Consider the following 25,116-nt stretch of genomic DNA (forward strand, 5'->3'; position numbering starts at 1 on the left):
ACTTAGGTATAGGGATTTTTTTGAAAGGAGGATTTTTATGATTGTTTGCTTTCAAAGTGTTGTACCAAGAGAGGATTATAAGCTAGACGTTACCATGACCAATGGAAACCGCCTGCTTTTGAATATGGTACCGCAGTTGGAAACTGTGCAGTTCTGTCCGCTCAAGGATAAGGCAGTATGGAAAAGTGTAGAGATGCAAGATACTTTTCTTAGGTGGATTGGTAAATCTCCCGTTGAGCTTTCCATAGACAGGTTGCTGGGATTATTCAAAATGGGGCTGAAATTTGGCAAAGATGCGGCAATAGACAAGGTTGTATCGGAGAAAAACTGGCTGCTGCATCTTGAACTTGACAACGGAAACCAGGTGAATATGGATATGAGCCAGCTTCTGCAATTTTCAGTGTTTGCGCCGCTTTATCAAAAGGGACTGTGGAAAACAATGCAAGCGAAAGAACATTCGTTGCTTTGGCAAGATTCTAATATTCAATTAGAGATTTCTGTTAACACAATATTAAATTATTTTGCTTAAAACTATTGAATATAAGGAGGATATGTAGAGTGAAAAATGCAAAAAAGGTATTAGTCAAAGATATATTAGGAATAATGGTTGCGGTATGTTTGGTAATTACCTCGGTGGGTATTCTTCTGATAGACGTTGTATATGCTTCTGATAGCGACACAGTCACTGTTGTTGCAGGTAATGGGACTGCAGGATTTTCAGGTGATGGGGGACCGGCTGTTTCAGCACAATTGAATTATGTGCGAGATATTGCAATTGACAGTGATGGAAATATATACATAGCAGAGTCTGCTAACAGACGGATAAGAAAGATTGACACATTAGGAAACATAAGTACATTTGCAGGGGATGGTACACTAAATTGGAAAAACAATGTACCTGCTACATCGTCTGGGATGTATATGCCTTATGGAGTAGATGTTGATTCAAATGGTAATGTTTACATAGTAAATAGTGGATTTAACGAAGTACGAAAGGTCGATACCAAGGGCATAATCACAACAGTGGCAGGAGATGGTTCAGGGTATTTTGGTGACGGAGGGCCTGCCACCTTGGCAAAAATGAGCTTACCAAGCGGAGTGGCGGTTGACAGTAGCGGGAATATCTATATTGCGGATACTAAAAACCATTGCATAAGAAAAATTGATGCTATTACAGGAATTATAAATACGATAGCAGGCAATGGTACTTCTGGGTATTCAGGTGACGGAGGCCCTGCAACTTCGGCACAATTGGATATGCCATATGGAGTAGACGTTGACAGCTTTGGTAATATCTATGTTGCAGATATGAATAACCATCGCATAAGAAAAATTGATGCTATTACAGGAATTATAAATACCATAGCAGGCAATGGTATTTCTGAGTATTCCGGTGACGGAGGCCCTGCCATATTTGCAGCAATGGTTTTACCCTACAGAATAGCGGTTGATAGTAAAGATAATATTTATGTTTCGGATAAGAGCAAACGCATAAGAAAGATTGATTCAGATGGAATTATAAGTACAGTTATAGATAATGGTACTTACTGCGAGGGTGTAGCAGTTGATAGTGCAGGTCATCTATACATCTCTGATATTAATCATTTGGTAAAAAAGATACAGTTTGGTCGAACTATATCGGGCAATGCTGGAGTGGCGGGAGCTATCCTCAGATATACCGATGGAGTAGATAAAACAGTTACAGCAGATGATACCGGAGCTTATAGCTTTACTGTACCATATGACTGGAGTGGAGCTGTAACAATAAGCAAGAATGGATTCACATTTCTGCCAGAGAGTAAATCCTATTCAAACGTTATTGCTGACCAGACAGCTCAGAACTATACAGCAAATGGTGTGAAATATGAAGTATTAATTGATACGACTATTATGGGTGGGAGTATAGAAGCTACACCATCAACTGCAGTGGCAGGAGAAGTAGTTAACTTGACAATTACACCTGACAGTGGAAAGAGATTAAAAGCGGGTACATTAAAATATAATGATGGAACAGATCATGATATTAGTGGTACGAGCTTTACGATGCCAGCAGGTAATGTGACGGTAAAAGCAATTTTTGAACAATATGCGCCGATCCTTGTAGACAGTGTGACAGTCAATCCGGCTACTGTGACAGTGCAAAAAGGCACAACCTACCAGTTCGGAGCAATGGTGAATGGAACAAACAATCCAAGCCAGACAGTGACATGGAGCGTGTATGGCAATAATGATGGAGGTACTTCAATCAATTCTTCTGGTCTGTTGACAGTAGCAGCTGAAGAAACGGCGACAATATTTACTGCTATAGCTACATCAGTGGCTGACAGCACAAAAACTGGTACAGCTACAGTGACAGTAAGCGATAGTACACCACCCAATCCGACAGTAACCTCCGTAACTGTGATACCGAACACAATCACTTTGAACAAGGGCGATAGCTACGTCTTAAACGCAATTGTAGACGGAAACAACAGTCCCTCTCAGAGCGTGACATGGACAGTTGAAGGCGGCAATGGCACAACTGCTATAGGTACTGACGGTAAATTGACGATTGCAGACAATGAAACGGCAACGACACTCACGGTTAGAGCTACATCGGTGGCTGACACATCAAAATATGACACGGCTACTGTAACGGTGACACAATTACAGCCGAGCTATACCTATACTGTTACATTTATGAATGGCAGCTCAGTATACGCAACGAAAACCGTTGTTTCACCTGCTACAACCATAGACACTTTGCCTGTGAATCCAACTAATGGTAGGTATATGTTTAGTGGATGGTATACAGGTACAGGTGGCAGCAAAACAAGTTTTAACGTTTCCACGCTAGTTACTTCCAACATAACCGTATATGCTTACTGGACGGGAGGCGGCAATAGTGGCGGTAATGGAGGTAGCAGTAGTAGTAGTGGTAGTACTCCATCCACTCCTAAGTATGAAGCCAATGTGATCTGTGGCAATAGTTCTGGGAAGGTCGAGATCAAGGTGGATGAAAACCAGGCATCGATAGACTTGACATCTGCACAGATAACTAGTGATAAGGATATTACAATCAACATGCCAAAGATTTTTCGTGTGAATAGCTATAACCTTGGAATTCCCGTATCCAGCTTATCTACGAAAAGAGGGAAGGGTTCCGTTACACTAAACACAGATAACGGCAATATTACGTTGCCATCTGATATGCTTACTGGAACTGATGCTACCTTAGGAAGTAAGGCACAGGTACATATCGGTGCTGTCAATACGAGTGATTTGCCTAGGGATGCACAGACGTCAGTGGGAAATCGCCCAATTATTTTCCTCAGTCTGTCTATCGATGGAAAAACCACCGTATGGAACAACTCTGATGCTCCGGTAACGATAAGTATTCCTTACACTCCTACTGCTGAGGAACTGAAAAATCTCGATAGTATCACAGCTTGGGACATTGACAAGGATAATAACATGATTGAGATGAAGGATGCAAAGTATGATCCGATGACTAAGAGTATTGTATTCACCACCACCCATTTCAACTATTACGCTGTGGGGTATAAGACTTCCGCTGCATCTGTGAGCTTTAGCGATGTCCTTCCTGGTGCGTGGTACTATGATGCTGTGAGCTTTATTGCGAAAAAGGACATTACCACCGGAATAGGTGACAGCAAATTCAGTCCTGAGGCAACGCTTACGCGTGGACAATTTATCGTAATGCTCATGCGTGCTTACGGTATTGAGCCGGACGCAAATCCCATGGATAACTTCTCTGATGCTGCTAACACCTACTATACCGGATATCTAGCTGCAGCCAAGCGTTTTGGTATCACAAACGGCGTTGGCGACAATAAATTCGCACCGGAGCAGGCCATTACCCGTCAGGAGATGTTCACTTTACTGTACAATGCCCTTAAAGCTATTGGGAAACTTCCGCAGGGCGATTCTGACAAATTGCTTTCTAGCTTCAGCGATGCAGGACAGATTGATTCTTGGGCTAAGGATGCTATGAAGCGAATGGTTGAAACTGGAACTATCGGAGGAAATAATGGAATGTTGACTCCCACTCGCACCACTACCAGAGGGGAAATGGCACAGGTGTTGTATAATTTGTTAGCAAAGTAGGTCATATAAATGTTTAAAAGACAGGCTGCGAGTTAAAAAGCTCACAGCCTGTTTTTTATTTTTCTAGTCACTAATGATAGCATTTAACCTTGTCATGTTTATCGTTGGGAGTATCTGTCAAAGACAGCCCATATATAGCACAAGTCCTATCTATGAGATAATAATCATAAATAGGACTTTCTTTATTTTTGGGATTTTAGTTCTAATTTACATTCAAATAGACAGTATTGATATTTAGTTGCTCTGTTATATGTATAGATGTTGTGAAATAAAAATTAGATAAACAGTGCATAGAGTATAGAAAGAAGATTTGGAAGGAGATCATGGAATAAATTATTGAAAAGGAAATATTGAACTTTTATAGAAATAGTTTGTAAAGCTACAGAACAAGGAGTGAAGGCTAATGTGGAAATGTAAAAGATGTGGAGAAGATTTAGAGGATGTTTTTGATTCATGTTGGAACTGTGGAACTTCTAATACAGGTGAAGAAATTACTGATAATAGTCAGTTTACTAAAAATAAAATTCAAATGTATGAAATGGTTGAACAAGGTATAGTACCAGAAAATTACATGGCTGAAGAAACGCTGGAGAAGATTACAGCTATAATATTAACTACTACCAACAATATAGATGGTCATATGATTAGTGAGTATATTGATGTAATAAGTTCTGAATATGTAATAGGAACTGGTGTAATAAGCGAGTTAACTTCGGGTATTAAGGATACTTTTGGCATTAGATCAGGTGAATTTGAAACAAAGCTTTCTTATGCAAAAAAAGTAAATTTAAATAACTTAAAATATAAAGCGTATATGGAAGGAGCAAATGCAGTTATTGGTATAGATATAGACTATGTAGAGTTTAGCAATAATAGAATAGGAGTAATAGTTAATGGAACTGCTGTTAAGATTATAAAAAAATAAATTTCATATTTATTGGTGAGATTTTTTGCAGTAATAAAAGCAGTATCAAAATATCTATTAGGTATTTTACTTTATCGAAAAAGAGATTGTTTGAAATGGTTAAAACAGGAATCCCCAATATTGTTGATACATTCTATAATCATTATACATGGGTGTGTTAACATAGTAAGGGTATGGATATGATCTATAATAATTATTCATATTACTTATTCCTTTCATAAGCTTTATAATATAATATGTTTTGTTGATACAGAAAGTGATTATATATTATTTAGATTAGAAAGGGTAGGAACTTCTAAACTTACACTGAGTTTTTAGGTACTAACTTGACGTAACCCTTTTTATTGATAATAGTCTGAATATCACCCTAAGAATTATTTATAGGCAGAGAAGAATGATATATCTAATAGCACTGAAAATTTTATACCCTCACATAAACCGAGGACAAAAATACTAGCCCGTCTACTTCAAACCTCGAGCCGCCACCGTGTTTTTCTGCGACTGCCGTTACAGAAGTAAGTCCTGTTCCAATATCCTCACGCTTTCGTGAAACAAATTTACCATCATTTTCGATAAATTTACCATCAAAACTGTTATCCATGGTGATGGTCAGAGTTTCATATTGCAAACGACTGTGCAAACGAATAAATTTATGTCCATCTGTCATACGGTTGCAGGCTTCAATGGCATTTTCAAATAGGTTGCCAAGGATAACGCAGAGGTTGCTGTCGCTGATTTGTTCTGTATGTTCCGGAATATTCATTTTAATGGTTAGCTCGATACTATATTTTTCTGCTAAAGCAGCATAATGAGAAACGATGGCATTGACAGCTATGTTTTTGCAGTATATTGTGCCGTACTCTGACGGAATTTCTGTAATGAGCGTATCAAGATAGCTTGTAAGTCTGCTGTTATTTTCATTTTCGCTCAAGCTACGTATAACAGCAAGTTGATGACGTAAATCATGCCTTTGTACCTTGATTTTTTCTTCATTTTCCAAAAGCAGATTATGATGTTTTTTCTGAGCCTCCACCTGCTTTTCCATAAGGCTTACTTCATATTCAAGTCGTTGCTTTTCTTCCTTCAAAACAAGAGAATCCCTAATAAAAATACCACCTATCATACTTGTCATAAAAATGAAAAAGATAATCCCCATTTGAAAGAAAAATGATAGTACATTGGTAAAACGCAGCTGATAGTTGATAACTTCCAATATAGCAAATATCGGAAGTGTAACTACAGGGAAAAATAAACGTATTGCAGCTTTGTTTTTATACTTGATACTCTCATGCAAAATAAAAACTGCAAAAAAGCATAGTGACAAGGGTACTAGAATATGAAACAAATACATACTTTTTGAAAGAGAAACGATGCCCAAAAGCTGTAGAAACATTGTTATGCAGCAAGTGCAGCTAAGAAATAAAGCATATATCACAATCGGTTTTTTGCTATGAAAATTAACCACACTAAGACCAAAGTAAATCAGAGGGATAGGAAATGAAAACAATCCCAAAAATGCCAATAGATAAAGTGCGGTATAATTATGAAAAAAAAGACCTGTCAGATTACATTCTCCAAATGTCCATCCGCCTGTGGCAATGGAAAATAACCCTAGCCAAAAAAAAGCAATGCCTTTTCGCTCAAAGGAAACCACAAATACTGCTATCAAAATTAGAAAAACACCAATAAATATCTGAATAATTGAAAAAATAAATGAAAATCCCATAGTGTTGAAAAGATTTTTCATAATGGCAGTTTCGCTACCTACTAGAACAGGATGCACAGTTAGAACATCACGAGCAATAGGAGATAAATATTCCATTTTTAGATTAATATTTTGCTGGGTATTGGGAAGTTGTACAATTTTTACTGCTGTAGCAGGATCCTGCATAAATTTAGGGTAGGTGTTTTCCTGCCCGTATTCGTAAATCAAATTGTCATTTGCATAAACCTTCAGTGGTGCATACACGCTTTTGATATATAGACAATCTTCTTGTTTTGCCTTAAGTTTTGATGTAATGGTGACCGGTGTTCTGGGAGATAAGGTTTGAAAACTGTTTGGCAGAGATACCTTTTGCTCCTTGCCCTCAATAGTTGCTATAACCTCTGTAAGTATTTCTGCGGATGGAATATTTGTTGACATCGTGTTATCAAATTGAAAAGTATCTATATTAAGTAAAATTAATAAAACAAAATAGATACCGGCTATACAAATAGAAAGGACTCTTTTTTTATTCATTGTCCATCCTCCTTGTCATGTCAAAAAGGTAGGCTTCAAAGGCTTTTCGTGCTTTTGACATACTTTCTCTGCGAATATGTACGTTCTTGCCCTCCTTCATAGTAAAAACCATCAGTTCTTTATCTAAATTTTTTACATAGAAAAAGTTCACTAGATAGCTTTTGTGACAACGGAAAAAATTCTGTCCATCAAATTGTTTTTCAATATTATCCAGTTTTTCATTTGCATGTAATACCTCGCCACCTGTTAAAAATAGAGAAAGGGTATGAGATTTTTGTTCAGCATACAAAATTCGATTAAAGGAAACAAAGATATCTTTTCCCTTTATTTTAAGTATTAACCGTGGGGTATTTTCTTTTTTAAATCGTGCCAACTCCAAAAGTTCATGGACTGCCTTTGTTTTTACAGGTTTTTCAAGGTATTTCAGTGCCTCTAAGCGATAGCTTTCCAAGGTATGGTCGGTGCTGGTGGTGGTAAAGGCAACAGGTACATTTTCATCAATCTTCCGAATTGAGGTAACAGCGTCCACGCCCGACATACCGTTCATATAAATATCCATAAAAATAAGATCAAATTTTCCTACCTTGTATTCTTTAAGTAATTCTTCTCCTCTATTAAAAATAGTGATTTTTGTGGGAAAATCGCTATTTTCAATAAGATAGAGGAGGTGATTTTGTTCCTCAATGTTGTCCTCACAGATAGCAATTTGAAATTGTTCCATATTATAATCCTCTCTGCTATTTTTCTTTAATTATAAGATAAATTCACGAATGCGTCAATTTGTCAAGTACGAATTTTGAAGCAAATAGATGCAAGTTTCGTACTGGAAAGAAATATAAATTTTCTCTAAAATAATATTGACAAACAAAAAGCATTGTTCCACACCTTGAAAGGAGGCTAGGAATTGGAATTTAAAAAAATTTTTACTTTAAGCAAGATAGATTTAGGATGGATTTAAGAAAAAGGAGGAAGACAACATGCAATCTAAAATTGCAAAGAAAGTTCTTTCGGGAATCCTATCTGTTAGCTTAATGCTTCAGATGAGTATTCCGGTGGCATATGCTGAAGAAAGTAACTCAACACAAGAAACAAAAACTATCACCACTCCGATGGGAACATTGGAAGAAGAATTGCTTTTACCCAAAAATGTAGCAGCAACGGTGGGACACACTGTCTATGAGGAAGAAACTGTTGTAAAAGAATCTGTGGATTCTTTGGAGAAACAGGTATATTCTTTAGATAAAGTAGGGGAACTTGCTACAGGTAGTAATACTAAAACAGTAAATCATCTTAAGATTACATCTTCAGATGGTAACTTTGAAACAAGTACAGATAATGGAGGACTGATTACCATTACCTCAAGCGGAAGCTACACCTTAAGTATGGATGGGGCAGCTTCTTCTAGCACAGGAATATTGGTTGCAGCTGAAAAGGGTACAGTAAACCTAATTTTAGACGGCATTACCGTGGAAACTGCCAATGAATGTTTAAAGGCAAAAGACACGAACTATAAAGATAAGAATCGCTTACAGGTGATTGTAGATCTAAATGGTAAGGCAAACTCCCTCACCTACACTGGTTCGGCGGATTTGGAAAAATACTTTGGAACAGCTGTGTTGACGAATATGGAAGTCACAGATTCTAAAAGCGGAGGGTCCCTTGCCATTAACGGCGGATTGTATGCTGAAGGGAGAAAGGCGCCTTATGGAAATATTAAATTCAAAAAAGGCAGGATTACCATCGATCCCAAAGGAAATTTCATTGGAATAAATGGAGATCCTAGCCATTTCGGAGAGATGTCCATTGATGGAGCAGATGTGATTATTCCTAGAGAAGTGTATTCTCCACAAACGGGAAAGGTTTTCACATCTACCGGTATCCCCATTAACGCTGGCTCCTTCACTTGGGAGGGAGCAGAGATTGGAAATTTAAGCACTACCAGGGGGGTTATGCTCCTAACTCTGAATGGTGGCACAGTAACAGTTGGAAAGTTGAGCACCAAGTCTCACGGAATTAATGGTGGTGTGCTAAATGGCGATGTGGCAGATGGCGGAATCAAAATCCAGGGTGGAAGAATTAACGGATCCGTTACCGACTATACAAAGATTCAGCTTCCTTATCAGGAGGGAGAGAAGATTAGTATAGAGAATACCTTTTTTGGTACTCAGGATTGGAACACTGCAGACTCTGAAAAGACAGATGGGAAGATTACCCTTTGGATTCGAAACGGCTATGACCAAAAGATTACAATTGGCAGCACTGCTTATGAATACAAATGGGATGTGGTAACCTCTTCCTTTCGTTCTACAACAGATGCAACTGTGAAAATTATATCTGATCTTTCTTACAATGCTGCCCTGCCTCAAGGCTATACCAATCCACCAAAATTTAGTATTACGGCAGAAAAGACGGATTTAGCTCAATCTACTGACACGATTACTTATCAGTGGTACGAGAACAGTAAAAAAATTCCATCAGCTACAGAAGCTTCCTATACCATACCTATAGGCAAGGTAGCAGGAGAATATACTTATTATTGTGATGTTACTTGCGGAGATTATTCTATATACAGCGGTATCGCCACAGTGAAAATAGTGGATGCAGTTGCAGGTGTAGTGATTGACGGAAATAATAGCTATTATGATAATTTGAATTCTGCATTTGCAGCAGTACCGAAAGGTGAAAAATCAACCATCACCCTGCTTAAAGATATTGACCTGGGAACTAGCTCTGTACCCGATCATAATATGAAAGGAGATATCACTTTAAATTTAAATGGAAAGACCTTGTCAAGCTCAGGAAGTAATGGTGTCATAGCGCCATATGGTAGTCAAAGTTATCCCCTTACTATAACAGGGGCTGGAACCATTAGCTATAGTGAGGAAAACAATCTTGGAGGCGCAATTACATACTTTTCAAGTGCACCACATAGAAAGCTTACCATTGAAGATAATGTTCAAATTGTCACAACTAAAAGTAGAGTTGTTTATCTTGGGGGTGGAGCTGATTTACACATCAAAGGGAATGCGAAACTGATAACATCTAATGGGTCTACCGTTGTTTTTGCTCAAGATGTTGGCAGTAATATTATCATAGATGGTGGAACCTTACAGAATGATACTGCCAAAAAAATTATTTTTGTTAGAGATGGAAATGTTGTTATCAATAAGCCTGGTGTGATTATGAAAGAGGGTTCTATTGAGGCACCTAATATTTATTTTAATGCGGCAAATGACGGTGTTTCCACCACAGGAAATACATGGTATCGAATCAATACCGATGCGATCCAAAATGCTGTCAACAATAATAAAATAGAGTTTATTGCAGGGGATAATACCCCAAAATATGATAACTTGCTTTATGGAAAAAAAGACGAAACAGTAAGCTTTACTGTAACAGCAAAGGCAGGGTATGTGATTTCTGACATTGCATCAGTAACAAAAGGCAGTACACCTCTTAGCGTGGAAAAGACACAGGGAGATTATACTTCGCTACAGAATACCTGCACCTTTAGCTTTACTATGCCAAGTGATGATGGTGTGGCTGTATCCGTTCCTGTAAAATTAGAAAACTGCTTGACATTGGTAGGGGAAAGTATTTCCAGAGTCTACGATGGAACTGCATTTGAATTGCCTACAATAAAAGGAAAGTACTTTACGTGGAGCGGCACAGGAACTGCAAACATTGACGGTTACTATACGGACAATACTGGTAGTACTCAGACAAACGAAACAAACAGCGGTGCGACAACTAATGGTGGTGCGCCGAAGAATGCAGGAACTTATTATGCAAAGGTAAGTGTTTCAGCAGATAATGATTATGCGGCAACGACAGCCTATGTTCCGTTTACCATCACCCAATCTGATACAACCTTTGATGGCGGCATTAAAACCTATAAGGATAATACTGAAACTAATACCTTTAACTATGGGGATACCATTACTGTAAAAGTAGCACCAAAAGCAACAGGAACTAAACCTGCAACAAACGGTTTGAAGATGGCTCGTAGTTTTTCTGCACCAACAGCAAACCAGATGGCATTGTTTGTAGGAAACAAGCAGATTACAGAGCCAGTTAATGCAACAAACGACATTTACACTATGACTTATGATACATCAGAAAAAGACCTTGTAATTGGAGATAATATCATTACTGCAAAATATGTAGGCAACAGCAACATGGCTGATTACAATGAAAACGTAACTGTTACGTTGAATAAAAAGGCTATCACCTCTGCAGTGGTGAATACTTCCGATGCTTCTGCAAGCAAGGAATATGATGGAACAAATAGTTTTACAAATGTTGCGCTTACAACTTTGATAGGTGTAAAAAGCAGTGACACCGTAACTGCAACAGCAAGCGGCACAGTCACAGACGTCAATGTTGGCACAGGAAAGTCCTTTACTGCAACTAGCATTATTTTGGATGGTGACCATAAGGACTATTATAATCTTGCAGCAACAGATGTCAGCGGAAATGTATCTATCACACAGGCAACTATTACAGGAGTAAATCAAGAAATGCAGGTTGTAAACGGTTTAGAAAAGGAATACTCCTTTGATTTAACTAAACTACTACCAGCGCTTTTCGAGGGTAAAAGCTTTGGAGATATTACTTATACAGTAGGAACAGTAACCAACACGGATAAAGTTTTGGCACAGAATCCTACAGACGGGGATATAAAGAATGGTAAAATTACCCTAAAGGTTGCAAAGGTATCTGATAAGGACAAAACAGCAACCATACAAATTAAAGTAGCATCTAAGAATTACAAAGAATTTACTGTTGATTTGAATGTAAAAACCATAGATAAGATACCGCTTAATGTTGAAGCTGTATTTTCAGGTGGAATGTATAATGGAAAGCCGTATGCTTATACAGGTACACCAATTTTCAAAGACGGTACAGAAGCCGTGTCAGGGATTACATATACAGCAAAATATATAGGCAGAGATGGCACAACCTATGACAAAAGTGAAAACGCACCAACCAATGCAGGAAAATATAACCTTATACTGACTGTTAGCGGTGAAAGTGTTAATACCTATGTGGGTACAACTACTATAGGCTTTGAAATCACAAAGAAGCAAATCATGGCTAAACCTAATGATATGAGTATCAAATCCAATGCTTCTTTTCCTACATTTACTTGGAGTATTGATACAGGGATTATAGGAGAAACTATCACATCAATCAATGCAGAAAGTGTTGAGATGGAAGCACAAGAAAACAACACAAAATTGAAGGCTGTAAAGGTAGGTACTTTTGATATTGTGTTTACTACAGCACCTATCTTTAACCAAAGTGGTAATACTGAGAAAAACTATGACATTCAAATAGGTAAAGGGAAGCTGGCAGTTACAAAGCACAACTCTGGAGGCGGTTCGTCTGGAGGTGGTTCTTCCTCCAATAGTACTGCAAGTAATCTTTCTGCAAATTTACCAAAGACAACGATAGATAAATTGGTTAAAGAAGAAGAGAAAGAACTTTGTATTAACAGTGGTGTGGTAACAATGAATCTAGATATTGAAACATTACAAACAATCCAAAAGGAAATAGGTGCTGATGTTAATGTGTCAGCGAAAAAGGTAGATAATAGCACACTTTCTGCTGAAGCAAAAGCTGTTGTAGGCAATCGTCCTGTATTTGATCTTACCATTACAGGTACAAACGGCAAGAAAGTAACTGATTTTGGTAAGGGAAAGATTTCTGTTTCTATTCCATATACCTTGGGTGAAAAGGAAAAGGCAGAAAATGTGATAGCTTACTACATTGATAATGATGGCAAGGTTCATGAAATGCCAAACTCTGTTTATAACGAGAAAAGAAAAACATTGTCTTTTGTGACATACCACTTCTCTAAATTTGCAGTAGGATATAAAGAAGATACAACAATGATCTCTACAACAACTACTTTTAAAGATATTGCAAATCATTGGGCAAAGGACGATATTGAGTTTGTAACTGCAAGAGGAATTTTTAGCGGTACAGGAGAAGGAAAATTTTCTCCAAATATGTCTATGACAAGAGGAATGTTTGTTACAGTACTTGGAAAACTTGCTAAAGCTGAAGTAAGTGGCTATAAAGATAGCGGTTTTGCAGATGTGAAGATAGATACCTATTATATGCCATATATAGAATGGGCAAATAAAAATGGTATTGTGAATGGTATATCAGTCACTAATTTTGCACCAGACCAATCTATCACTCGTGAGCAAATGGCTGTAATTATGGCAAACTACTCAAAGACAATAGGCTTTGAATTACCACAAGTAAACAAAGAAAATACCTTTGCAGATAATGCAAAAATCTCAAGCTATGCAAAAACAGCAGTGAAGCAAATGCAAATGGCAGGTATCCTTGCAGGAAAGGATAACAATCGATTTGATCCTCAAGGTATAGCAACTAGAGCCGAGGTTAGTGCAGTGCTAAAATGTTTTGTAGAGCTTGTAGAAAAGAAATAAAAGTGGTTTTTAATAGTAAGCAAATTACTAGGCTTGTATTAATATGAAAGGGACAGCATTTTTGGTGCTGTCCTTTTCATATATAGAATACATTATTTTTAATCAATTTCAAATACTCATCAAATAGAAGTTGTCTTTTAAAGTTTGATCTTATATTGCATCTGCAAACTAACTTATTTTAAGAATTTCTAATTCTTTTTCTTATTTAGAAATTTCCTCTAAAAAGAGGTTGAAGACAATTTCTTTAACCTATTTAATATTTACACTGATAAATAATATTTTTTGTTTTATATTATGCATGGATTGATTGTTTGTGATTACCCAAAGAATAAGGTTTTCTTAATTCGTCTGCTGATTGAAGGATTATATGAAATCTATTATGATCCATAAATGAATCATAATAAATATTATCTAATCATACATTATTTACTAGCATATAATTTAGAGAATTGCATATTGGAGGGATGAAATGAATAATAAAAATGGCTACTATTCAATATTATCATCCATATATAGAAATATAGAATACTACAAAGATATGATTACATTCAGCAACAACCCATATCAAAGGATGTTTTATGAAATTCAGCTTTATAATGAAAGAATGCATCTTTATTATTGGCAAAATTATTACTATCATTATATAAACAATGGAGAAAATCAGTTAAATCAAAGGACACAGCCAAGTCAAAGAAATTTACCTGAAGAAAGAATATTTACCGTTGAGGATTTAGCACAGTATGATGGGTCAAATGGAAAACCTGCTTATGTAGCTGTAAATGGAATTGTTTATGATGTAAGCTTAGAGCCAACCTGGGGAGGAGGAACTCATTTTGGGTTATATGCTGGAAAAGATTTGACTGCCCAATTTAATGGATGTCATAATGGTAGATTAGAAGTTTTAAGAAATTTATCGAAAGTAGGGGTATTTAAAGAATCATCTTGATTGAATAGGAATCTCATAAAAAGAGAGAAGGTATTAAGTTTGATTACTCAAAAAGATTTTTTTAATTCTATGGCTAAAGAATGGGATCTGATTTGTAAGCATGATACGAATAAAATTAAGCATATTATAAACCTACTTAATATTGAAAAGGGATCAAAGGTATTAGATGTAGGCACAGGAACAGGTATTCTTATACCGTATCTAAGAGAGAAGATTGGAGAGCAAGGCAAAATCATAGCCATTGACTTTTCAGATAAAATGCTTGAAATTGCAAAGAAAAAATATCCAAATGACAATGTTTCTTTTATTTGTGGTGATATTTTAGAAACTTCTTTACCAATAGAATACTTTGAGTCGATCATTTGTTATTCAGTTTTTCCACACCTTTCAAATAAGCAATTAGCAATTAAAACTATAGTAAAGTATTTAAAAAAAGATGGTAAGTTTACAATTTGTCATTCTCAAAGTAGAAGAGAAATTAATAATTTTCATAAAAAGGTTTCTAAGGCAGTATCAAAAGATCAATTAGAAAAAATGAATGTGATTAAGGAATACTTAGAAAATTTAGGTTTAAAGACAACTACTGAGATTGATAATGATGAAATGTTTGTGATTATTGCAAAAAAGTAACTACTAGGACTTAAAGCCAGATTATAAAGATTAAATTGTGTCTATTTATATAGATCTGATCCAATAGGTGTTTTAGAAGAATAGTTTGGGAGGTAATCACTTGAATAGAATATCTACCAGATGTCCAATCCTTGATTCTAAGGATATGACAGCTAAAAAAATGATTCATCTTGCAATAAAAGAAGTAAGGAGTTCAAAGCATAAAAAATTAAATTTGATCTGGTTAGAAGCTACTGGATGTTCTGGTAATATTATATCTCTCTTAAATGCAGAAAACCCTGATGTGATTTATTTATTACAAGAGATAATCACGTTAAAATATAATAACAGTCTTATGGCAGCAGAGGGAGAAGCAGCTTTTAAACAATTTTTAGATACTTTAGATACAGATTTTATCCTTGTGGTTGAGGGGGCAGTTTCTACAAAGGATAACGGTCTTTATAATATTATTGCTAATTACAAAGGAAAGAGAATCACAGCTATGGAAGCAGTAAAAATGGCTGGAGAAAAAGCTAAATATATTGTTGCAGTAGGAACATGCGCCTCCTATGGAGGGCCATCTGCTGCGAAACCAAACCCATCAGGAAGTGTAAGTGTGAGTCAGTTTTTAGATAAAGAAGTAATTAAGGTTCCAGGATGTCCTAGTCATCCTGATTGGGCTATTGGAACTATAGCAAGTATTGTTGCTTTTGGAAAACCTACCTTAGATGCAAAAAATAGACCGATTATTTTTTATGGAATCACTATTCATGATAGATGTAGTAGAAGATCTTATTTTGATAAAGGGATTTTTGCTACGAAACTAGGGGATCAGGAGTGTATGTTCAAACTAGGCTGTAGAGGACCTGTGACGAGAACTGATTGTCCAGTAAGGCAGTGGAATGGCTATGTCAATTGGCCTATAGAGGATAATACACCTTGTATTGGATGTGCTCAAGAAAGATTTCCAGATGGGATGGAACCCTTTGTAAGATATTAAGTATTTTGGAGGGAATTATGGGAAATAAAATTACAATCAATCCAATTACTCGTATTAGTGGATTTTTAGAAATACAAGTAGAAGTGGAGAAAAATGAAATTATTGATGCTAAAAGTAGTGGAATGCTTTTTAGGGGATTTGAAAAAATGTTAAAAGGTAGACCCCCTATAGATGCTATATATTTTACAGAAAGAATCTGTGGAATATGCTCTACAGCACACTCTATGGCATCTACATTAGCTTTAGAAAATATATTAGATATTGTTCCAAACGAAAATGACAAAATGATCAGGGATTTTATGCATGGATGTGAATTTATACAGAATCACTTAAGGCACTTTTACCAATATACGCTTCCAGACTTTGTGAAAGGTCCTGAAATTCAACCATTGTATAGGGAAAATCACAATGATTACAGACTACCTGAAAAGTTAAATTTAAAATTATCCAATCATTATATTGAATCTGTTGAGTATAGCCGTTTAGCCCATGAAATGTTGGCTGTTCTTGGAGGAAAAGCTCCCCATAATCATGGAATATTTGTAGGTGGAGTAACGGTAAATTTAGATGTTTCAAAATTTATCAAGGTTAAGTCTATTCTAAAATCTATAAAAGAATTTGTAATCAATAGAATGATTCCAGATGTTTATATAATATCAGAGTATTATCAGGATTATTTTCATAATGGAGTAGGATATAAAAATTTGATGTCCTATGGTGTATTTGATACCTACACAGAAAAAGATCTTTTCTATATTGCACCACAAGTATTGATTAGTGGTCAGAAACATGAATTTAACCCTGATAATATAACAGAAAATATCTATAGAGCTTGGTATGAGGCAAACAAGGTGGAACAAAGGCCTTTTGATCCAACTGTAGATGAGAATGTATATAAAGAAGAAGCATATAGTTGGATTAAAGCCCCAAGATATGAAGGATACCCTATGGAAGTTGGACCATTAGCTAGAATGTATTTAAGTGGTGGGTATACTAGGGGAATTTCAACAATGGATAGAACGATTGCTAGAGTTTTAGAAGCAAAAAAAATTATAGAAATTATGGAAAGATTATTGGAGAAAGTAGAGTTAAAACCAGCACAGCAAGATAGATATGAATTCCCTCAAAAGGCTAGAGGGAAAGGATTAATAGATACAACAAGAGGTGGACTGGGACACTGGGTGTCTATTGATAATCAAGTGATTAAGAACTATGGAATTATTACCCCGACCACATGGAATCTTTCACCAGAAGACTCTAGAGGAATGAAAGGAGTAATTGAAAAAGCATTAATAGGTACATCTATTAAAGATATAAAGAATCCAGTGGAAATTGGAAGAATCGTTAGATCCTTTGATCCATGTGTTTCCTGTGCTACCCATGTATTTGGTGATGGATATTCTTCAGTTGAGATTAGGGTTGTTTAATATGAAGATAAAATGTATAGCTATAGGGAATAGAATAATGGGAGATGATGGCATAGGGATTAAAGTTTTAGAGAATCTTTCACAAGAATTAGAAAAAGAAAAAATACAAGTGATCTTTGGAGAGACAGATATTGATTATTCTCTAAGTAAAATAGATGATGAAGATTTGCTATTTATTATTGATTCAACTTATTTTAATATAGCTCCTGGAACAGTAACATTTACTCCTATTGAAAAAGCAATGAAGAGGCAGGGACAAATTTATTCTCAACATCAGCCTAGTTTAATTGACCTATTAAACACATATAAGAAGTCAGTCAAAGGGTATATTGTAGGAATTGAAGTAGAAAAAATACACTTTAGTTTAGATTTAAGTGAAACACTTAGAAAAAAGTTTTTAAGTATATGTGAAGAAATTCATAAATTTATTTATCAAGTTATAAGGGGGAGTTAAGATGCATGATACTTTTTTATTGAACAAGATTTCACATTCATTAAAGGAAATATGTAATGAAAATAAAATAAATAGAATTGAGAAATTTACTTTAGTTGTAAATCATGATAGTCATATAAATGAAGAAAACTTACTAGAGCATTTAAAACTTCATAATTTAGATATAATAGCCAATGAACTAAAAATTGAAATACAAAGGGAAGAAATAGAAGAACAGACTGCGATTATTAAAAGTATTCAAGGTGAGACATTTGGAGCATAGGGATAAACCTAATAAAAAAAGATATTTTCTTAAAATTCAGGGAGTTGTCCAAGGGGTAGGATATAGACCTTATGTATATAATCAAGCAATTATTTTTAATATTAAGGGATGGGTAAGTAATCAGGGAAGTGCTTTAGTGGTGGATTTGGAGGGAGAAAGAAATAACGTCAAAGAGTTTTTGAAAAGAATAATAAAAGAACCTCCTAAACTTGCTCATATAGAAAAGATTAAAATAACACCTACAAAACTTACAGGATATAAAGAGTTTAATATTGTAAAAAGCTCATCAGGTGAAAATGAGACTCAATTTGTTGCAGGGGATGTTTCTATATGTTCAGAGTGTCTTAGTGATATTCTTGATCCTTCAAATCCAAGATATCAGTATGCTTTTACAAACTGTACATCCTGTGGTCCACGTTATTCTATTATTAAAAGGTTACCCTACGATAGAATAAATACTACTATGAAGTCTTTTAAAATGTGTCCTATATGTGAAAAAGAATATAATGATCCAAATCATAGAAGATTCCATGCTCAACCTAATTGTTGCCCTGAGTGTGGACCTTCTTTACAATTATTAAATTCAAAAGGAGAAGATTTATTAAGTGAGCATCAAATTAAAGATACGATTCATTTTATTAAGCAGGGAAAAATAGTTGCTATCAAAGGATTGGGAGGGTTTCATCTAGCATGTCAAGCAGAAAATGAAGAAGGGATAGAGGTCTTGAGAAGGAGAAAAAATAGACCCCATAAACCTTTTGCTATTATGGTAAAAGATATAGAGACTGCCAAAGAACTAGCTTATATTAGTAAAGAAGAGGAGCAGGTATTATTAAGTAATAAAAGTCCTATTGTAATTTTAAATAAAAAAGAATCTAGCATATTACCAGATATAATTGCTCCTAATACAAAAAAAATAGGTATTATGCTTCCATACACACCCTTACATTATTTGTTATTTAAGGATGGTATTTCCTTTATGGTAATGACTAGTGGGAATGTGAGTGGAGGACCCATTCAGTATGAGAATGATGAAGCTGTAGATTATTTAAGAAATATTGCTGACTATTTTTTAGTACATAATCGTGAAATTCATATACCTGTTGAAGATTCAGTAGCAGTGGTTATAGATAATAAGGAAGTTGTTATAAGAAGAGCTAGGGGATATACTCCTTATGCTATTGATATGAAGGTAAATAATGAAATAATAGCTTTTGGTGCAGAACAGAAAAATACCTTTTGTTTGTCTAAAAATGGCTATGGTTATCTGAGTCAGTATTTAGGTGACCTAAAGGATTTTGATGCTTACAGTACATATAAAAAAGCAATAGATAATCTGACGGAACTATTAGATTCTACACCAAATATGTTAGCCTTTGATTTACAGTCACGGTATCCGTGTTTACAAGACCCTAAGTATCAATTCAAGAGAAAAGTTATTGTACAACACCATCATGCCCATATGGTAAGTTGTATGGTAGAGTATAATCTCTTTGATGCTGTAATTGGAGTGGTTTTTGATGGAACGGGTTTAGGTACAGATGAAACCATATGGGGTGGAGAATTTTTAGTTGGCACACGGAAAAGCTTTGATAGGGTAGGACATCTTAAATATGTAACAATCCAAGGGGGAGATCAAGCAATCAAAGAACCATGGAGAGTTGCTCTAAGCTATTTACATTCAATGAATTATGATGCAAATAAAGTATTAAAAGGGATCAATCAAGAAGAAATATATATGGTAACACAGGCTTTAGATAAAAATATAAATTGTTTTAAAACATCTAGTATGGGACGATTTTTTGATTGTGTGTCATCTATACTTAACTTATGTCATAGAATTACTTATGATGCACAGGGAGCTATTGAATTAGAAAATATAGTAAACCCTTCTATAGAAGAAGATTATGAGTATTGCATTATCCATAAAGATCATGTATATCAAATTGATTATGACAGTATTATACTGGGTGTTTTAAGAGATCTAAAAGAGGAAATCCCCACTTCTGTTATTTCAGCTAAATTTCATAACACAATTGGTAATGCAACGGTAGATTTAGTTTGTAAAATAAGTAAAAGGTATGACATAAAACAAGTTGTTTTAAGTGGAGGAGTTTTTCAGAATAACTATTTATTATTATATGTATCAAAAAAATTAAAAGAAAGGGATTTAGTTGTTTATTATAATCAGCAGATTCCTATTAATGATAGTGGTATTTCAGTAGGACAATTAGCTATAGCAGATGTAATAGGAGGGAAGGGGTAGAATGTGTATAGCAGTTCCTGGCCAAATTATTGATATATCTAATACACAGGCTACAGTAAATATAATGGATGTAGAAACAACAGTGAATATACAATTGATTCATAAGCCAAAGGTTGGAGATTATGTATTAGTTCATGCAGGCTGTGCTATTGAGAAGGTGGATCAAGCATACTTTAATGATTTATCTAATATTTTTAAATGTATTTTGGAGAAGGATGAAAGAAAATATGGATAAAAAATTAATAAAATATTTAGTGAATGAGATTAATAAAATGGCTCAGAAAGAAATTAAAATTATGGAGGTATGTGGGACCCATACACAAATGATATCTAAGCTAGGGATTAGGTCATTATTGTCTCCTAGAATAAAACTACTGTCAGGTCCGGGGTGTCCAGTATGTGTAACGGATGAGAAATATATTGATACAGCAATTGAAATGTTAAATAATTATGATGTTACTATTGCGACTTTTGGAGATTTATTAAGAGTCAAAGGAACGAAAAATTGTTTACTAGATGAGAAAAGTAAGGGAAAGAATGTGATGATCATTCACTCTCCTTTAGATTTAATAGAAATGGCAAAAGACCATAAAGAGAAAGAAATTATATTTCTTGGGGTAGGATTTGAGACTACTGCACCAATTATTGCATTAGCTATTAAAACTGCTTTTGAGAAAAGTATTGATAATTTATTCTTTCTTACATCCATAAAGTTAATGCCACCAATTTTGCATCACATATTAAAACAACCAAAAAGTCAAATTCAAGGATTGATTTGTCCAGGACATGTAGCTTCTATAAAAGGTGCTAGCTACTTTAAGTTTATAGTAGATGATTACAATGTTCCAGCTACTGTATGTGGATTTGAAGCTCTTGATATTTTAGGATGCATTTATTATTTAGTCAAACAGATTAGCAATAATGAAAAGAGACACTTTGAAAATTTGTATAAAAGATGTGTAAAACATCAAGGAAATCCTGTTGCAAATGGATTGTTAGAAGAAGTATTTCAAGTTTCCCATGGACAGTGGAGGGGAATTGGAGAGGTTGAGAACTCTTTTTTAACAATTCAGAAAAAGTATGAGGATCTTGATGCTGAAAAAAACTTTATAGTAAAAATTAAAAGCCAAAAACACATCACCAAATGTGTATGTAGTGACATTTTATTAGGAAATAAGACACCGAGAGAATGTGAACTTTTTCATAGAGGATGTAATCCCCTAACTCCTCATGGGCCTTGTATGGTATCTACAGAAGGAGCTTGTGCTATTGCTTACCGATATAGGGAGGAAGTGTAGAGTGGGTAATAATATTAAATTAGTACATGGCGATGGTGGTAAGGATACAAGTATATTAATTAAGGAAATTTTTTATAAGCATTTTAGTAATAACTTATTAATCAATTCACTAGATGCTTCTGTATTTGAAGTGAGTCAATGTAAACTGGCTTTTACAACAGATTCATTTATAGTAAATCCTCTATTTTTTTCAGGAGGAGACATTGGTAAATTAGCTGTGTGTGGAACTATAAATGATTTAGTTGTATCTGGAGCTAGGCCACTTTATCTTAGTTGTGGATTTATTATTGAAGAGGGATTTAGTATAGATTTACTTGAGAATATTGTTGGATCAATGGGTAAAATGTGTAAAGAAACTGGAGTTAAAATTGTTACCGGAGATACAAAGGTAGTAGAAAAGGGAGCAGTAGATGGATTGTTTATTAATACTTCGGGAATTGGCGTATTAAACAGAGAATATGAACAAAAACCAATCAAAGAAGGAGATAGAGTAATTGTTACTGGAGGCATCGGGGAGCATGGTACAACCATAGCTATACAACGATACGAAATAAAAGTCAAAGGAGATCTTAAGAGTGATTGTATGCCACTCAATAAGGTGATTGAAAAACTTTCAAAATACGCAAATAAAATTAAATTAATGAAAGACCCAACAAGGGGAGGACTGGCCACATCATTAAATGAAGTTGCAGAATTTGCTGGAATGGGAATTCGCTTACTAGAGGAACAGATACCCATAAAAAAAGAAGTTGTTTCTGTTAATCAACTTATTGGACTAGACCCCCTTTACCTAGCATGTGAAGGTCGTATGATATTAGTAGTGGATCAAAATGAATCTAAAAATATATTAAAAGAAATTAGACAATGTGAAGGGTGTAAAGATGCTGCGATAATTGGAAGCTTTGTTAACAGTGGTATTCAATCTATAGTATTTATGGAAACACTTATTGGAGGGAAAAGAATTATAGGACCATTAGAGGGCGTTATGTTACCAAGAATATGCTAATAAAAATGATTATTATATAAATATTGAATCTAAGGTGCTGTAGAAGTTTTGAATAAAATAAGAAATATACTCATAATAAAGCTAGCAAATAAAAAATGCTTAGTGCAGGGTGCATGAAGCATTTTTTATTTGCAGTAGGGGCTTTCTATTCAGCAGCTTCTGCATCTTCTTTTGTTGGATGAATTGTGCCATATGGATGCTGAGGTGGTGCATAAATAGAGTATAATTTGAGTGGGGTATTACCTGTATTGATTAAATTGTGCCATTTTCCAGCGGGTATAATAAAGGCATAATCATCAAACACTCTTCTTTGAAAATCTAAATGATCTTTACTATCACCCATCATTACAAGTCCTTGACCTTCTTCAATACGTATGAATTGATCAAGGTTTGGATGAGTTTCTAAACCTATGTCTTCTCCAACATTGATACTCATCAAGGTGAGTTGTAAATGATCACCTGTCCATAAAGCGAGACGGAAATTGTTGTTTTGTTTTGTAGCTTCTTCAATATTTATTACAAAGGGCTGGGGTCCATAATCCTTCAATGGAATGCATTGATTTGGGTCATTATTATAGTAAGGATATGGATACATTCTATAATCATTATACAAGGGTGTGTTAACATAGTAAGGGTATGGATATGATCTATAATAATTATTCATATTACTCATTCCTTTCATAAACTTTATAATATAATATGTTTTGTTAATATAGAAAGTGATTAAATTCATATGAATGGTATGTATGGGGTACGGCAACCATGCGTGTAAAATAGGGCTACTTTACAAATTTTGTAAAGTAGCCCTATTTTACACATTTATATAATTTACCTATATTGGTAAAATGATGAATATATTATAGTTTATATGAATATAATAGCAATATATAGACTAATCCTATAAAAACACTTTCTTTAGGAGGTAAGCTATTTATGAAAAAGAATTGCTTTGTACTAATTTTATTAGTATGTATTATAATAACATTTTGTGGATTCAAAAACAAACCAGATAATTTAACAAATATCACTAGTATCCAATCTTCGCTTTTAAAAAATGAATTAGAAAAAAAATACAACGATAAATATAATTGTAAATTTACAGATTTTAAAATTGGTAAAGTAATGAAATATAAAGATACATTCTATGCAACATATGAATTTAACACAGATCATCTAATTACATATTGTGGAAAAGAGTTTCTAGAAGAAATAAATGATAAATTACTAGGATATACAGATATATGCGACATCAATCTAAAAGACAATATGATTCAAAGCACTAAACAAGTCTGGCCTAGTGAAGTTTTAGCTAAATGCGAAGGAATTAACTATCATATATTTTATGACAAAAATTATGATATATTTGTTATTGGTGGAAAAGTAATGAATATAGAAACTCCTATCAAAAAAATTAGGGTAAAACGATTTGAAAGTGAACCTCTTTTTACAGATGTGAACGAAGATGGCTACTTCATTATGTCTTTTAAGTCTAATATAAAAAAATCGTATACAGAAAAACACTATATTAAATCATACAATAGACAAGTAGAATGTATTCATGGTTTAGATGAAAAAGGAAATGTTGTAAAAAGAGCAGATCATGATTAAAGAAACGCTATACATTTTTTATAGACAGATCACTTAAATAAATTCATTCTAAATTTTTAAACATACCCTATTTACCAAGTTTTATAGGAATATGTATATACAACTTCTTTATATTTTCCATCTTCATCTTCACCAGTTCTGGTTGTTTTTGAAGTGCCAGTGCATTTATATCCGTTGGAATAGCGTATACTCTTATAAGTATAATATTCACTTGTGCAACCATAAGCACAATCTAGATATGTTCTTACTATACGTTGATCTTTAACATCTTCATAGTGTATACCTCTAGTTTCAGACAAAAGTTGTATCATATTTTTATCTTTATTTTGTTCTACGTAGGCATTTCCTTCTGCTGCAAAAGAAGGTACACTAGAAGCTAAACAAAGAGTTGCCAGCAAAGCCATACTTGTAATTTTTTTGAATTTTTTCATTTGTAAACCTCCGTTTTATATCTTATATTTCGCACATATAAGATTTTTTTATGTATAGCGTTTCTATTATTTAT

19 protein-coding genes are annotated in these 25,116 nt (G+C 34.6%); 15 read left to right on the top strand and 4 right to left on the bottom strand.

Annotated features, from left to right (window positions below; translation table 11 throughout):
* Window positions 1-37: 37 nt before the first annotated feature.
* The 3 genes from BN2409_RS09385 to BN2409_RS09395 all read left to right on the top strand — a co-directional run bounded on the left by BN2409_RS09385 (window position 38) and on the right by BN2409_RS09395 (window position 5,032).
* Entirely contained in the window at window positions 38-529 is a 492-nt protein-coding gene (locus BN2409_RS09385; RefSeq protein WP_053956384.1) for a DUF2442 domain-containing protein, read from the top strand.
* 29 nt (window positions 530-558) lie between these two features.
* Window positions 559-4,107 (top strand): NHL domain-containing protein, encoded by a 3,549-nt coding sequence (locus tag BN2409_RS09390; protein ID WP_053956385.1) that lies wholly within the window; start codon window positions 559-561, stop codon window positions 4,105-4,107.
* A gap of 403 nt (window positions 4,108-4,510) precedes the next feature.
* Window positions 4,511-5,032: a YbjQ family protein gene (locus BN2409_RS09395; protein ID WP_053956386.1), complete on the top strand. Its 522-nt coding sequence runs from the start codon at window positions 4,511-4,513 to the stop codon at window positions 5,030-5,032.
* 421 nt (window positions 5,033-5,453) lie between these two features.
* Here the strand turns inward: BN2409_RS09395 and BN2409_RS09400 are convergent, their stop codons facing one another.
* Together BN2409_RS09400 and BN2409_RS09405 are read right to left on the bottom strand one after the other, a co-directional pair.
* On the bottom strand, window positions 5,454-7,271 hold the full coding sequence (locus BN2409_RS09400) for a sensor histidine kinase (RefSeq protein ID WP_053956387.1): 1,818 nt from the start codon (window positions 7,269-7,271) through the stop codon (window positions 5,454-5,456).
* Window positions 7,264-7,992 carry a LytR/AlgR family response regulator transcription factor gene (locus BN2409_RS09405; RefSeq protein ID WP_053956388.1) on the bottom strand — a complete coding sequence of 243 codons (729 nt, stop codon included), beginning with the start codon at window positions 7,990-7,992 and terminating at the stop codon, window positions 7,264-7,266. The genes BN2409_RS09400 and BN2409_RS09405 overlap by 8 nt, the downstream gene beginning before the upstream one ends.
* Before the next feature lie 256 nt (window positions 7,993-8,248).
* Between BN2409_RS09405 and BN2409_RS09410 the strand changes: the two genes are divergently transcribed.
* The 11 genes from BN2409_RS09410 (at window position 8,249) to hypE (ending at window position 23,003) form a co-directional block, all read left to right on the top strand.
* Complete coding sequence (locus BN2409_RS09410; RefSeq protein ID WP_053956389.1) at window positions 8,249-13,735, top strand: S-layer homology domain-containing protein; 5,487 nt, start codon at window positions 8,249-8,251, stop codon at window positions 13,733-13,735.
* A gap of 469 nt (window positions 13,736-14,204) precedes the next feature.
* Window positions 14,205-14,681, top strand: coding sequence for a cytochrome b5 domain-containing protein (locus BN2409_RS09415; RefSeq protein WP_053956390.1), 477 nt, complete (start codon window positions 14,205-14,207; stop codon window positions 14,679-14,681).
* A 39-nt stretch (window positions 14,682-14,720) separates the two neighbouring features.
* Complete coding sequence (locus BN2409_RS09420; RefSeq protein WP_207642562.1) at window positions 14,721-15,311, top strand: class I SAM-dependent methyltransferase; 591 nt, start codon at window positions 14,721-14,723, stop codon at window positions 15,309-15,311.
* Between the two features lie 100 nt (window positions 15,312-15,411).
* Window positions 15,412-16,290, top strand: a complete 879-nt coding sequence (locus tag BN2409_RS09425) for a hydrogenase small subunit (protein ID WP_110943066.1) — start codon at window positions 15,412-15,414, stop codon at window positions 16,288-16,290.
* A 17-nt stretch (window positions 16,291-16,307) separates the two neighbouring features.
* On the top strand, window positions 16,308-17,717 hold the full coding sequence (locus BN2409_RS09430; RefSeq protein ID WP_053956391.1) for a nickel-dependent hydrogenase large subunit: 1,410 nt from the start codon (window positions 16,308-16,310) through the stop codon (window positions 17,715-17,717).
* Window position 17,718: 1 nt separating this feature from the next.
* Window positions 17,719-18,171 (top strand): hydrogenase maturation protease, encoded by a 453-nt coding sequence (locus tag BN2409_RS09435; protein WP_053956392.1) that lies wholly within the window; start codon window positions 17,719-17,721, stop codon window positions 18,169-18,171.
* Window position 18,172: 1 nt separating this feature from the next.
* Window positions 18,173-18,433 carry a hypothetical protein gene (locus BN2409_RS09440; RefSeq protein ID WP_053956393.1) on the top strand — a complete coding sequence of 87 codons (261 nt, stop codon included), beginning with the start codon at window positions 18,173-18,175 and terminating at the stop codon, window positions 18,431-18,433.
* On the top strand, window positions 18,423-20,699 hold the full coding sequence (hypF, locus tag BN2409_RS09445) for a carbamoyltransferase HypF (protein WP_330375425.1): 2,277 nt from the start codon (window positions 18,423-18,425) through the stop codon (window positions 20,697-20,699). Before BN2409_RS09440 ends, hypF begins: the two co-directional genes overlap by 11 nt.
* Before the next feature lies 1 nt (window position 20,700).
* Window positions 20,701-20,934 carry a HypC/HybG/HupF family hydrogenase formation chaperone gene (locus tag BN2409_RS09450; protein ID WP_053956395.1) on the top strand — a complete coding sequence of 78 codons (234 nt, stop codon included), beginning with the start codon at window positions 20,701-20,703 and terminating at the stop codon, window positions 20,932-20,934.
* Window positions 20,927-21,997, top strand: coding sequence for a hydrogenase formation protein HypD (hypD, locus tag BN2409_RS09455; RefSeq protein WP_053957703.1), 1,071 nt, complete (start codon window positions 20,927-20,929; stop codon window positions 21,995-21,997). Before BN2409_RS09450 ends, hypD begins: the two co-directional genes overlap by 8 nt.
* A gap of 1 nt (window position 21,998) precedes the next feature.
* Entirely contained in the window at window positions 21,999-23,003 is a 1,005-nt protein-coding gene (gene hypE / locus BN2409_RS09460; RefSeq protein WP_053956396.1) for a hydrogenase expression/formation protein HypE, read from the top strand.
* 145 nt (window positions 23,004-23,148) lie between these two features.
* On the opposite strand, the gene BN2409_RS09465 is transcribed toward hypE, so the two are convergent.
* The gene (locus tag BN2409_RS09465) at window positions 23,149-23,685 is read right to left on the bottom strand and encodes a cupin domain-containing protein (protein ID WP_053957704.1); all 537 of its coding nucleotides are present in this window, start codon (window positions 23,683-23,685) and stop codon (window positions 23,149-23,151) included.
* Between the two features lie 251 nt (window positions 23,686-23,936).
* On the opposite strand from BN2409_RS09465, the gene BN2409_RS09470 reads away from it, so the two are divergent.
* On the top strand, window positions 23,937-24,611 hold the full coding sequence (locus BN2409_RS09470) for a hypothetical protein (RefSeq protein ID WP_053956397.1): 675 nt from the start codon (window positions 23,937-23,939) through the stop codon (window positions 24,609-24,611).
* A 71-nt stretch (window positions 24,612-24,682) separates the two neighbouring features.
* On the opposite strand, the gene BN2409_RS09475 is transcribed toward BN2409_RS09470, so the two are convergent.
* The gene (locus BN2409_RS09475) at window positions 24,683-25,042 is read right to left on the bottom strand and encodes a hypothetical protein (protein WP_053956398.1); all 360 of its coding nucleotides are present in this window, start codon (window positions 25,040-25,042) and stop codon (window positions 24,683-24,685) included.
* Window positions 25,043-25,116 lie beyond the last annotated feature (74 nt).

Source organism: Inediibacterium massiliense (assembly GCF_001282725.1).
In the GTDB taxonomy this organism is placed as follows: domain Bacteria; phylum Bacillota; class Clostridia; order Peptostreptococcales; family Thermotaleaceae; genus Anaerophilus; species Anaerophilus massiliensis.